Annotated in this window: 8 protein-coding genes; 6 read left to right on the forward strand and 2 right to left on the reverse strand. The window is 52.2% G+C overall.

Features of this window, described 5'->3' with window-relative positions; translation table 11 throughout:
• Positions 1-160 precede the first annotated feature (160 nt).
• From metF to ABF463_RS12155, 3 genes are read left to right on the forward strand one after another with little or no spacing between them, the layout of a single operon-like run.
• A complete protein-coding gene (metF, locus tag ABF463_RS12145; RefSeq protein ID WP_415533904.1) occupies positions 161-1021 on the forward strand; it encodes a methylenetetrahydrofolate reductase [NAD(P)H] in 861 nt (286 codons plus the stop codon).
• A complete protein-coding gene (locus ABF463_RS12150) occupies positions 1021-1668 on the forward strand; it encodes a vitamin B12 dependent-methionine synthase activation domain-containing protein (RefSeq protein ID WP_415533905.1) in 648 nt (215 codons plus the stop codon). The genes metF and ABF463_RS12150 overlap by 1 nt, the downstream gene beginning before the upstream one ends.
• Before the next feature lie 5 nt (positions 1669-1673).
• Positions 1674-4052: a homocysteine S-methyltransferase family protein gene (locus tag ABF463_RS12155; protein ID WP_415533906.1), complete on the forward strand. Its 2379-nt coding sequence runs from the start codon at positions 1674-1676 to the stop codon at positions 4050-4052.
• 78 nt (positions 4053-4130) lie between these two features.
• Here the strand turns inward: ABF463_RS12155 and ABF463_RS12160 are convergent, their stop codons facing one another.
• Both ABF463_RS12160 and mtaB read right to left on the reverse strand, forming a co-directional pair.
• Positions 4131-7853: a phosphoribosylformylglycinamidine synthase gene (locus ABF463_RS12160; protein WP_415533907.1), complete on the reverse strand. Its 3723-nt coding sequence runs from the start codon at positions 7851-7853 to the stop codon at positions 4131-4133.
• A gap of 97 nt (positions 7854-7950) precedes the next feature.
• Positions 7951-9234: a tRNA (N(6)-L-threonylcarbamoyladenosine(37)-C(2))-methylthiotransferase MtaB gene (gene mtaB / locus ABF463_RS12165; protein ID WP_415533908.1), complete on the reverse strand. Its 1284-nt coding sequence runs from the start codon at positions 9232-9234 to the stop codon at positions 7951-7953.
• Positions 9235-9457: 223 nt separating this feature from the next.
• Here mtaB and ABF463_RS12170 point away from each other — a divergent pair, with 223 nt between their 5' ends.
• The 3 genes from ABF463_RS12170 (at position 9458) to ABF463_RS12180 (ending at position 11580) form a co-directional block, all read left to right on the forward strand.
• Positions 9458-9688 (forward strand): HPr family phosphocarrier protein, encoded by a 231-nt coding sequence (locus ABF463_RS12170; RefSeq protein ID WP_415533909.1) that lies wholly within the window; start codon positions 9458-9460, stop codon positions 9686-9688.
• Between the two features lie 210 nt (positions 9689-9898).
• Positions 9899-10687, forward strand: a complete 789-nt coding sequence (locus ABF463_RS12175; RefSeq protein ID WP_415533910.1) for an ABC transporter ATP-binding protein — start codon at positions 9899-9901, stop codon at positions 10685-10687.
• Between the two features lie 14 nt (positions 10688-10701).
• The gene (locus ABF463_RS12180) at positions 10702-11580 is read left to right on the forward strand and encodes an ABC transporter permease (protein WP_415533911.1); all 879 of its coding nucleotides are present in this window, start codon (positions 10702-10704) and stop codon (positions 11578-11580) included.
• The last annotated feature ends 106 nt before the right edge of the window (positions 11581-11686 follow it).

Here is an 11686-nt window from a genome sequence, read left to right on the forward strand (position 1 = left end):
TAAGAGAACTAGATGGTGACATAGATTCTATTGATTTAAGCTATAGCAGACCATAAATAATAGGCGTTATCGCATAGCAGCTTGATTGTGATACAATAAGTGTATCGATTATATTGGAAAAGATGCGCACAATAGAGTCTTTTCTAAAAGGACGGTTGACATGAAAATCAGTACATTGTTAAAGCGAGATAGGATTAGTGTTTCCTGTGAGATTTTTCCTCCCAAGCAAACGGGGAAACTACAACAGGCTGAGGAAGTTGTGCGGAAACTTGCGGTTGCTCACCCGGATTTCATCAGCGTGACGTATGGTGCGGGCGGCGGGACCAGGGCAAATACGGTACATCTTGCCGGTATTGTGCAAAAATATGGTGTGCCTGCATTGGCACACTTGACATGTGTCGCGTCTACAAAAGAAGCGATGGCTGAAACACTCACAGAATTGCGTGAAAATAAAATAGAAAATGTGCTTGCTTTGCGCGGTGATGTGCCGCAAGATGGGACTCCTCCCGTTCAACAGTACCGGTATGCAAGCGAACTGGTTAGTGAGATCCGCGCACAAGGCGATTTCTGCATAGGTGCCGCCTGTTACCCGGAGGGGCATATCGAATCTGCGAATAGGCGGGAAGATATCCTTCACCTGAAAGAAAAAGTGGAATGCGGCTGCGACTTTTTGACTACGCAGATGTTTTTTGACAATAACATATTCTATAACTTTCTATTTCGAATATTGGCGCAGGATATTCGTGTGCCGGTTATCGCCGGTATCATGCCCGTAACCAATGCCAAACAAATTGCGCGCATCTGTCAACTTTCCGGTGCATCCCTGCCGCCCCGATTTCTCAATATGGCGGATCGGTTTACAGATGATCCGGCATCTATGCGTCAGGCGGGGATTGCTTACGCCACCGAACAGATCATTGATTTGATATCCAACGGCGTGCGTGCTATTCATATCTACACGATGAACCAGCCAGAAGTGGCAGCAAAAATTTATGAAAATATTTCGGAGATCATTAAATAATGTTACAGATTAGGGAAAGAGAAGTGCTGCGGTATCTGGGGTATCACGGCCACCCGGCAGATGCAGGTGTTTTGGACAGGATACAGCAGTGTACTGCGTTGCTGCTGGCGAGCGCCACGCCCCGCACGGTCAGCGCCTCATTTCCATTGCACTTCGGGATGGATGATACTGTTGAGATCGGAACCATGCAGGTGAAGAGCCACCATCTGCGGCATCACTTGCGCGGCTGCACAGAGGCTGTTTTATTTGCGGCAACACTGGGCTCCGGACCCGATACACTGCTTCGCCGGTATGCCAAAACGGATGTATCCATGATGGTAATCTTGCAGGCGTGTGCGGCGGAATTGGTCGAGTGCTATTGTGATGAGTGTGAGGCATCCATTCGGGGACAGGCCGCACGAAGGGGTCTGTTCCTGCGTCCGCGGTTCAGCCCGGGGTATGGTGACTTTGACATCCGGCATCAGCGCGATTTTATGGAACAGCTGTCCTGTCCCAAACGGATAGGATTGACCATGACGGAAAACTATATTCTTGCCCCGTCTAAATCAGTCACGGCTGTAATTGGGCTGACATCGGAACAGCAGAGCTGCAATACCGAAAAATGTGTGTCTTGTGAGAAGCAAGACTGCGCATTCAGAAAGGAATAAAAACGATGCGTGTTTTAGAGGATATAGGAAAACGGATTGTCTTTTTCGATGGCGGGATGGGTACGATGCTGCAAGCAAACGGGCTTGCGCCAGGGGAGCAGCCCGAGCTATGGAATTTGACGCACCGGGATATCATATTTAAGATCCATAGCGCATACCGTGCCGCGGGTGCAGAAATCATCAAGACCAACACATTTGGCGCCAACCGATTCAAATATCAGGAAATCGGTGTTTTGGAACAGGTCATCACCGAAGGCGTTCGGGTGGCAAAAGAGGCGGCGGGGGAAGGCGGCCTGGTGGCAATGGACATCGGTCCTACCGGGAAACTGATGGAGCCTTTGGGTGATCTGCCGTTTGAACTGGCGGTGAAAATTTTCGGTGAAGCGGCGGCTATCGGTGAAAAGGCGGGCGCCGATCTCATTTTAATTGAAACAATGACCGATACGTATGAGTGTAAAGCCGCTGTATTGGCTGCGAAAGAGCGGACAAATCTGCCGGTGTTTGCCACGCTGGTTTCAGACGACAAGGGGAAGCTGCTGACAGGCGGAGACATTCCCGCAGCGGTGGCATTACTGGAAGGCTTGGGCGTGGACGCGCTCGGCCTTAATTGCGGGTTCGGACCGGATTTGATGCGCCGCCTTTTGCCCGCCGTATTGGAATGTGCATCGGTGCCGGTCATCATTAACCCGAACGCCGGGCTGCCGCAAACGAGGAATGGTCAAACCATTTACACAATCAAGCCGGAAGAATTCGCCGCGGAGATGCGGGAGATTGCTCTTGGCGGGGCATGGATCATCGGCGGCTGCTGCGGTACCACACCGGATTATACCGCCGCCGAGGTGCAGGCCTGCAAGGACATCACACCTGTGCCGCTGGTCAATAAAAAACGCACGGTGATCTCGTCGTATGCCAAAGCAGTTGTGTTCGGAGAGACTGCGCCGGTGTTAATCGGTGAGCGCATCAACCCCACCGGCAAATCGCGATTGAAACAGGCCTTGCGGGATGGCGATATCGATTATATCCTGCAGCAAGGCATCGAGCAGATGCAGCTTGGCGCGCATGTGCTTGATGTCAATGTAGGTCTGCCTGAGCTGGATGAACCGGCCGTGATGGAGCAGGTGGTGTCGGCTTTACAGGGCGTAGTGGATATTCCTTTGCAGATTGATACCTCTTCCCCGGAAGCAATGGAGAAAGCGCTGCGGCTGTACAGTGGAAAAGCGCTCATCAATTCAGTCAACGGCAAAGAGGAATCAATGCATTCCATTTTTCCGCTTGTCAAAAAATATGGCGGTGTGGTGGTCGCACTTACCTTGGACGAGAATGGAATCCCACCCACAGCCGAGGGGCGTGTGGCTGTTGCCCGAAAAATTATGGAGACCGCTGCATCTTACGGTATTGGCCCGGAGAATCTGCTGGTCGATACGTTGGTCATGACGATCAGCGCCGGTCAGGAAAATGCCGCCGTTACGCTGGAAGCGTTGGAACGCATCCGGCGGGAGTTGGGGCTTCGCACCTCCTTGGGAGTCTCAAATGTGGCGTTTGGTTTGCCGGAACGTGAAAAACTGAATGCCGCCTTTTTCACTATGGCTTTGCAGCGCGGATTGGATGCCGCGATCATCAACCCAAAATCGCAGGGCATGATGGATGTGTACCGTGCATACCGCGCCTTGTCCGGTAAGGACAAGCAATGCATGGATTATATTGCGGCGTATGGCGGGCAGCAGTCAAAGCCTACTCCTCCGACCAATGGGGAAGCTGTGTCCTTATTCGACGCCATCGTGACCGGATTGAAAACCAGCGCTTCGGATGCGGCAAAGACACTGGCGGAAAAGGAGCGGCCGCTGGATATCATTGAAAAGAATCTAATTCCCGCACTTGACCGGGTGGGGCACGATTTTGAAATCGGAACTTTGTTCTTGCCGCAATTGTTAATGAGTGCGGAAGCAGCGCGTGCGGCGTTTGAAGTACTTCGCGAGAAAATGGATGCGGGGGAACAAAAAGCCCAAAAGGCCAAAGTTATTTTGGCAACAGTCAAAGGGGATATTCACGATATCGGAAAAAACATCGTGAAAATTCTGCTCCAGAATTACAGTTATGAAGTCATAGATCTCGGGAAAAATGTGCCGCCCAGCGACGTGGTAGAAATTGCGCAGAAGGAACGTGTCAAGCTGGTGGGACTTAGCGCGCTGATGACCACAACGGTGGAAAACATGGCGGAAACCATTCGCCAACTGCGGCAAAGTGTGCCAAAATGCAAGATCATGGTTGGTGGCGCGGTTCTCAATGCGGAATACGCAGACCAAATTGGCGCGGATTTTTATGCCAAGGATGCCATGGGTGCGGTGCACTACGCGGAACTGCTGTTTACAAACGCCGGCGTCTGAATATAACGCGTTTACGATACAACAACGCCCAAGCGGTATCTTACCGCTTGGGCGTTGTTGTATCGTAGGGGTGTGACTTTATAGAGCGAAATAATCCACACCAGCCCGGAAAATAGGCTGATCTTTTAATCCGTCGATGTTTTTACTGACATATTTTCCACAGCGTTCGCTATGTCCCATTTTGCCGAAGACACGACCATCCGGCGAAAAGATACCCTCTATCGCATCCACCGAAGCGTTTGGATTGAACGCGATATCGTTGGACGGATGACCATTGTCATCGACATATTGGGTCGCAATCTGTCCGTTTTTCTCCAGTTGTGCCAGAACTTCTGGAGTGGCAACGAACCGACCCTCCCCGTGGGAAACCGGGATGGTATAGACATCGCCTGGATTGCAATAGGACATCCACGGTGATTGGACGGAGGAAATCCGGGTGCGCACCATGGTGGATTGATGACGCCCGATGGAATTGAACGTAAGCGTCGGGCATTCCGCATCCATTCCACGAATCTCGCCGTAAGGCACCAATCCCAGTTTGATCAGTGCTTGGAATCCATTGCAGATGCCGAGCATCAAACCGTCGCGTTGGCCCAGCAGATTTGCTACCGCATCCTTAATGCGCGGGTTACGGAAAAAGGCCGTAATGAATTTGCCGGAGCCGTCCGGCTCGTCACCACCGGAAAAGCCACCTGGAATCATGATGATCTGGCTGTTTTGGATGCTTTTTTCAAAAGCAAGAACCGATTCGGCGATGTCGTTGGCGCTTAGGTTGCGGATGACAAATGTTTCGCAGGTTGCGCCGGCTTCCGTAAATTTGCGTGCCGCGTCATATTCGCAGTTGGTGCCCGGGAAAACCGGAATCAGTACGCGGGGGGAGGAAAGGCGCGCCGCAGGTTTCTGTTTGGTGCGTGCGGAGCAGGTATATGTTTTGGCGGCAGGCGTGTTGGTTTTTGTTTTAGTCGGGAAAATATCTTCCAATGGCTCTGTCCATGCTTGTTCCAGTTCCTTCAGCGGTAGGGAGAGTGCGCCAATTTCAATAGTTGGTTGGTCGGTCAAATGCCCAATAATTTTGCCGCCGACAAATGCGCGCGGCTCTGCTTCCAAAAGAAATCCGCCATAGCACTGGTCAAAGAGGGTGCTGTCGTTCAGCCCGTGATCCGCCGAGAAACCAATGCCGTTGCCGAGTGCCATTTTGGTGATGCCTTCGGCGACACCGCCGGTGGAAAGTGCCCACGCCGCTCGTACTTTGCGGGTGGCGATCAGTCGCTCTACTTTTGTAAATAGACGGCGCAGGTCGCCAAAAACCGGCAAACCGTTGCGGTCGTATTTGGGCTTGAGCAGCACCAGCTTGTCCCCAGGGACTTTGAATTCCGGCGAGAGGACGCGCTGTGCGCTGGATGCACCGCAGGCAAATGAGATGATGGTCGGCGGTACATCTAGTTTTTCGAACGAGCCGGACATGGAATCTTTGCCGCCTATAGCGGCCAGTTTCAGACCAAGCTGTGCCTCGAATGCGCCGAGCAGCGCCGCCAGAGGTTTGCCCCAGCGGGCGGGTTCGTCGCGCAGCCGCTCAAAAAATTCCTGAAACGAGAGCCAGGTCTGTTTCAGACTGCCGCCGCTGGCAATCAAGCGCGCAACCGATTCCACGACCGCAATCACACCCGCATGATAGGGACTGGTCTCCGCAATATAGGGGTTGCAGCCCCAAGACATTAACGAACAGGTGGTGGTGTCGCCTTGCGGTACCGGCAGTTTGGCAGCCATGGCCTGTGCTGGCGTAAGCTGATGTTTGCCGCCGTAGGGCAGCAGGACAGTCGCCCCACCGATGGTTGAGTCAAAGCGGTCGCCCAATCCTTTTTGTGAGCAGACGTTCAAATCACCCAGCATTTCCCGCCATTGCCTGCCCAGATCATGCACCGGCGGCGCAAGGTACAGTCCCGAAAGATCTGGAGAACCTATCGTTGCGCGGGCGTGTTTGGATGCACCATTGGAGTTTAAGAATTCGCGCGAAACGTCCGCGATGCAGGTGTCGTTCCAGTACATCCGTAAGCGGGGCTCTTCTGTCACCTGTGCGACCACGGTGGCTTCCAGGTTTTCTGCCTGTGCTTTTTGGATGAAAATGTCTACATCTTTTTCAGCTACGACAACAGCCATGCGTTCCTGCGATTCCGATATAGCCAGCTCCGTGCCGTCCAGGCCCTCATATTTACGGGGGACGGCGTTCAAATTGATATCCAGACCGTCAGCGAGCTCGCCGATGGCGACCGACACACCGCCCGCGCCGAAGTCGTTGCAGCGTTTGATGAGCCGGGTTGCTTCCGGGTTGCGGAACAGCCGTTGAATCTTCCGTTCTTCGGGCGGATTGCCTTTTTGCACCTCGGCGCCGCAATTGGCAAGCGATTTGAGGGTGTGGGATTTAGAGGAGCCGGTTGCACCACCCATGCCGTCGCGCCCGGTGCGTCCACCCAACAGGATGACTACATCGCCGGGTTGCGGGCGTTCCCGTACTACATTCGCGGCAGGTGCGGCACCTACGACCGCACCGGTCTCTAAGCGTTTTGCCACATAGCCGGGATGGTAGAGCTCACTAACCTGCCCGGTGGCAAGGCCGATCTGGTTGCCGTAAGAGCTGTAGCCCCCGGCCGCGCCCAGTGTGATTTTGCGCTGCGGCAATTTGCCGGGCAATGTTTTTTCGACAGGGGCGCGTGGATCGGCCGCGCCCGTTACCCGCATGGCCTGATAAACATAAGAGCGTCCGGAAAGCGGGTCACGGATGGCGCCGCCCAGACAAGTGGCCGCGCCGCCGAATGGTTCGATCTCGGTCGGGTGGTTGTGCGTCTCATTTTTAAACATAAGCAGCCAGTCTTCTTCTGTGCCGCCTACGTCTGCTTTGATTTTCACCGAGCAGGCGTTGATCTCCTCAGATTCGTCAAGAGCAGGCAACGCGCCGTCGGCTTTTAATTTTCGTGCGCCCATGGTGGCGATATCCATCAGTGTGATCGGTTTTGTCCGGTTGGCATAGAACTGATTACGGCAGGCCATATATTTCTTAAAGGTTTTTTGTATATAATCCGGTTCAATCTGTATATCGTCCAGTTCTGTTGAAAACGTGGTGTGACGGCAGTGATCGCTCCAATAGGTGTCGATCATGCGTAATTCGGTCACGGTCGGGTCACGTTTTTCCGTTTCGCTGAAATATTGGCGGCAGAACTCAATATCGTCCACATCCATAGCCAACCCGAAATGTTGGGCAAACTCTTTCTGCTGTTCGCGGTTGAGTGCACAAAAATTTTTCAGGATTTTGACTTTGCCGGGCAATTCGTACTGCTCCGCAAGTGTCTCCGGCTTTTCAAGTGACGCTTCACGGCATTCCACCGGGTTGATGAGGTAGGCTTTGATCTTTTCAAACGTCTTGTTGTCAAAGACGCCGCGCAAGATGAAAACACGCGCCGTTCTCACAGCGGGTTTTTCACCTTGTGTCAGCAGCGCGATGCACTGTGCGCAGGAGTCGGCACGCTGGTCGAATTGCCCGGGCAAATATTCGATGGCGAAAATGCGTTCATTTTTCGCGGGCGGCACCGGTTCCAAAGATGTGACATCCACCTGTGGCTCGGAGAAGACAGTCGGCTTTGCCGCCACAAACGTTTCCTCGGAAATACCTTCTACATCGTACCGGTTTAAGATGCGAAGACTTTCCAGATCATTCAGGCTCAGCGATGTTTTCAGGTCAGCCAGCACACCGGCTGCTTCCACGGCGAACGCGGGACGTTTTTCGACAAAGATTCTATAAACGGACATTTTTTATACAACTCCTGTGTAGAGCAATCCAGCCGCAACATAGGAAAATGACAACTGGACGTTCAAAACTTTTTTATCGGATAGGGAAGATGAACGGTCAAAGCCGCCCAAAACAGCCCGTTGGCTGGACTTCCTCAATGTGGACATCCCGCAGGATGCCATGAAGATTTTGCTCCGTACGCACATAAACCGGGATGTATTGGGGCGTAAAACCTTCCCAAAGACCGCTCTGTGTACGCTGCTCAAATAAAACCGGCAAGCGCCTGCCAACGAAACGCCGCCAAAAGGCGTGCTGTGTCTGCGCGCAGAGTGCCGACAGTGCGTGCACGCGATTCTCCTTGACAGCTTTGGATATCTGCCCGTCCATTGCGGCGGCGCGTGTCCCATCCCGCTTGGAGTAGGGGAATACATGCACCTGCGAAAAACCGATTTGTTCCGCAAAGTCCATGGACTCTGAAAATTCCGTATCGGTCTCGCCAGGGAACCCAACGATGACGTCGGTGGTGATGCCGCAGTCCGGGAACGCAGCGCGGAGTTTTTCAACGGCATTTGCAAAGTCCTCTGGGTCATACCGTCGATTCATTCGTGCCAGCGTATCAGCGCATCCGCTTTGCAGTGAGAGGTGGAAATGGGGACAGAGGGAGGAGCAGCGGGCAGCGCGGGCGATGAATGCATCAGTGATGGCCAGGGGAGACAGAGAACCGAGCCGGATACGCGCCAGTCCCGCGCGGTCGGCGGCTTCTACCGCGTCGGCAAGTGTGCTGTTGATGTCACCGCCATAGGCGGAAAGGTTGATGCCTACCAGTACGGCTTCGGCATAGCCTTGCTGCCGCAACGCCGTAAGTTCCTCCGTAATCTCTTTAGTCGGTTTGGAACGCACCGGCCCGCGCGAGAAAGGAATGATGCAGTAGGTGCAGAAGTTCTGACAGCCGTCCTCAATTTTGACGAACGCACGGGTATGCCCGTCAAGTCCACGGGCACGCATTGGTTCAAACGGTTCCTCTTTTTCAAAAGTTGAAACGTTGGTAAACCGACCCTTCTCCTGCATGGATCGCAGCACCAGAGCCGCAATGCCACTCCGGTCGCGGACACCGGTTACGATATCGGCTTCCGCAATGGCACCGGCTTTTTCCGGGGACGCCTGCACATAGCAGCCACAGAGTACGGCGACAGCGTCGGGATTTCTTTTTTTCATCTTGCGCAACATCTGTCGTGTTTTTCGGTCGCTTTCGGAGGTTACTGTGCAGGAGTTGACCACAAGGACGTCCGCTGTATCGTCGGGCGGCACGATCTGGAAACCGGCGTCTCGCAGGGATTGCTCCATAATTTGGGTCTCGTATTGATTGACTTTACAGCCAAGTGTATAAAAAGCAGCCTTCATGATCCCTCCGCAGGCATGGCGCGCATGTAAATAAAAACGGGTTTTCTCACACGTCAAGATAATAATTCCTAAAAACGTTGAGGATACGCTCAAAATAGAAACTGTTCTTTTGTATATTATAATAAAAATGCACACGAAATACAATTGCCTGTTGACTAACCTTTTGCAGACTGCTATATTAAACTTATATTATAATTTGATTTATTGCTAGGAGGATTTTGTTATGGCAACTGTAAATATTTCGTTGAGTACCATTGACGACGTCAAGAAGTTTGTCAACATTGTGTCTAAATATGATTTTGAGATTGATTTGACGTCTGGTCGGTATGTCATTGATGCGAAATCCATTATGGGGATTTTTAGTCTGGATCTTACGAAACCGATTAAGTTGAATGCGGGCACCGATGAAAAATCTACATTTTTTGAAGAGATCAAGCCTTTTGTAGTAGAATAACGCATTTTTGCATTTCAGTACAGAAAAGGCTGTGACGCAACCTACGTCCCGCACGGATTTAAAATCCGTGCAGGACGTTTTTTGTACGGTTTTTCAAAGCGTGTCAGGATAGAAGATGGGGGCATATATTGGGTTATCGGCAATTCCCAGTACTATAGCCGGGGCAGAAGGAAACCGAGATGTCATTCTCCGGCGGAAAGGAAGCATCAAATGGAGCAACCAGACAGATTGGTCGTTTCGGGCATCACCAAAACCTTTCGCAGGGATGGAAAAGAGATCATCGCTTTGCAGAAAGTGAATTTTTCTGTAAAAGAGGGGCGATTTGTCAGTATAATCGGTCCCAGCGGATGTGGAAAATCTACATTGTTTCATATCATTGCCGGATTGCTGCGCCCCACGGCGGGTCAGGTACTGGCCAATGGGCAAGATATTGTGGGGCGGGCCGGAACAGTTGGCTATATGCTGCAAAAAGATATGCTTCTGCCATGGCGCAGTATTTTGGATAATATCATCTTGGGACTGGAAATACGTGGTGTGCCGCGGATGGAATCCGTGAAGCGGGCTTTGCCGCTGATGGCGCAATATGGATTGAATGGGTTCGAAAAAAGTTATCCTTATGAACTGTCCGGCGGGATGCGGCAGCGCGCGGCACTGCTGCGCACATTGCTGTATGACCGGCATATCATGCTGCTGGATGAGCCATTCGGTGCGTTGGACGCACAGACGCGGTTACATATGCAAAACTGGTTGTTGGAGATCTGGCAGGATTTCAAAAAAACAATCTTGTTCGTCACACATGATATTGACGAGGCGGTGTATCTTTCGGATGATATTTATGTGTTTTCTCCGCGCCCCGGACGCATCCAGGCAAAGCTTGAAGTGCCGATTCCCCGTCCACGCTCGCCGGAAGATATGACATCGCCGCAGTTCGCGGTACTAAAGCATCAGTTGCTGGAGCTTCTGTTTTCGGGCGCTCCATCTGCGGCGGATATTGGATGAAAGGGAGTGGATCAATGAGTGAGTCAGTGGACCACCCTGCGAAATCGGTAAAGTGTGCGGCGGGATATGGGAAAAAACCACCGACTGTGAAAAAGAAGAACATCGATTTCGAAGAGGTGCAGGTCAGAAAAAGAAGGCAACTGATTTGGTTTGGGCGTATTGCCGTCGGGGCAGCAATTGCTGTCATCTGGGAAGTGTTTACCCGCATCGGCTGGATGGACCCTTATTATTGGAGCCGCCCCAGTACCATTTTACATACAGCGTATATCCAGCTGACTCAAGGCACGTTGCTGCGGGATGTGGCATATACCTCCGGCTCCACGCTGCTTGGATTCGTGTCCGGTACTCTGTGCGGCAGTTTGATTGGGTTATCATTTTGGTGGTCCAAACGATATGCGGATATCACGGAGCCGTATCTGATTGTGTTCAATGCGCTGCCTAAGTTGGCGCTTGCACCGGTGCTGGTCATTTTATTTGGCATCGGTTTTTTCTCCAAAGTGGCGCTGGCGTTTCTGATGACGGTGGTGGTTACCGCGCTTTCTGCATACGGCGGTGTCAAGAGCGTCGATCCTGAAATGGAAACATTGTTGTATTCATTGGGCGCCAGCCGCAGGCAAGTCTTTGAAAAAGTGGTGGTGCCATGGTCCATGCCATGGATTGTAAGCAGCCTGCGCATCAATATCGCTTTGGCGCTTGCGGGGGCAATTGTGGGAGAATTCATTGCTTCCAATCAGGGCGTGGGGCGCATGGTCATTTATGCGGGCACAATCCTTGACATCAACCTTGTTTGGGTAGGCGTGTTTGCACTGTCCATTCTGTCTCTGCTCATGTACGCAGGCGTGGTGGTGCTGGAAAAATGGCTTTCCAAGCAGCTGTCAATCATTCACACATAGATTTCATTTGCTCGTTCAGACAAAAATGGAGGCGTTATAAGGATGAAACAGAAAAAAAGCAAAGCGGTAGCGGCTGTTATTCTGGCAGCGGCGGTTTGTATCTCGG

Source organism: Ethanoligenens sp., from assembly GCF_047718355.1.
In the GTDB taxonomy this organism is placed as follows: Bacteria; Bacillota; Clostridia; order Oscillospirales; family Ethanoligenentaceae; genus Ethanoligenens.

Excerpts from the sequence above, each read along its gene's own strand:
- metF (WP_415533904.1), top strand. The coding sequence starts at position 161 with ATGAAAATCAGTACATTGTTAAAGCGAGATAGGATTAGTGTTTCCTGT.
- ABF463_RS12150 (WP_415533905.1), top strand. The coding sequence starts at position 1,021 with ATGTTACAGATTAGGGAAAGAGAAGTGCTGCGGTATCTGGGGTATCAC.
- ABF463_RS12155 (WP_415533906.1), top strand. The coding sequence starts at position 1,674 with ATGCGTGTTTTAGAGGATATAGGAAAACGGATTGTCTTTTTCGATGGC.
- ABF463_RS12160 (WP_415533907.1), bottom strand. The coding sequence starts at position 7,853 with ATGTCCGTTTATAGAATCTTTGTCGAAAAACGTCCCGCGTTCGCCGTG.
- mtaB (WP_415533908.1), bottom strand. The coding sequence starts at position 9,234 with ATGAAGGCTGCTTTTTATACACTTGGCTGTAAAGTCAATCAATACGAG.
- ABF463_RS12170 (WP_415533909.1), top strand. The coding sequence starts at position 9,458 with ATGGCAACTGTAAATATTTCGTTGAGTACCATTGACGACGTCAAGAAG.
- ABF463_RS12175 (WP_415533910.1), top strand. The coding sequence starts at position 9,899 with ATGGAGCAACCAGACAGATTGGTCGTTTCGGGCATCACCAAAACCTTT.
- ABF463_RS12180 (WP_415533911.1), top strand. The coding sequence starts at position 10,702 with ATGAGTGAGTCAGTGGACCACCCTGCGAAATCGGTAAAGTGTGCGGCG.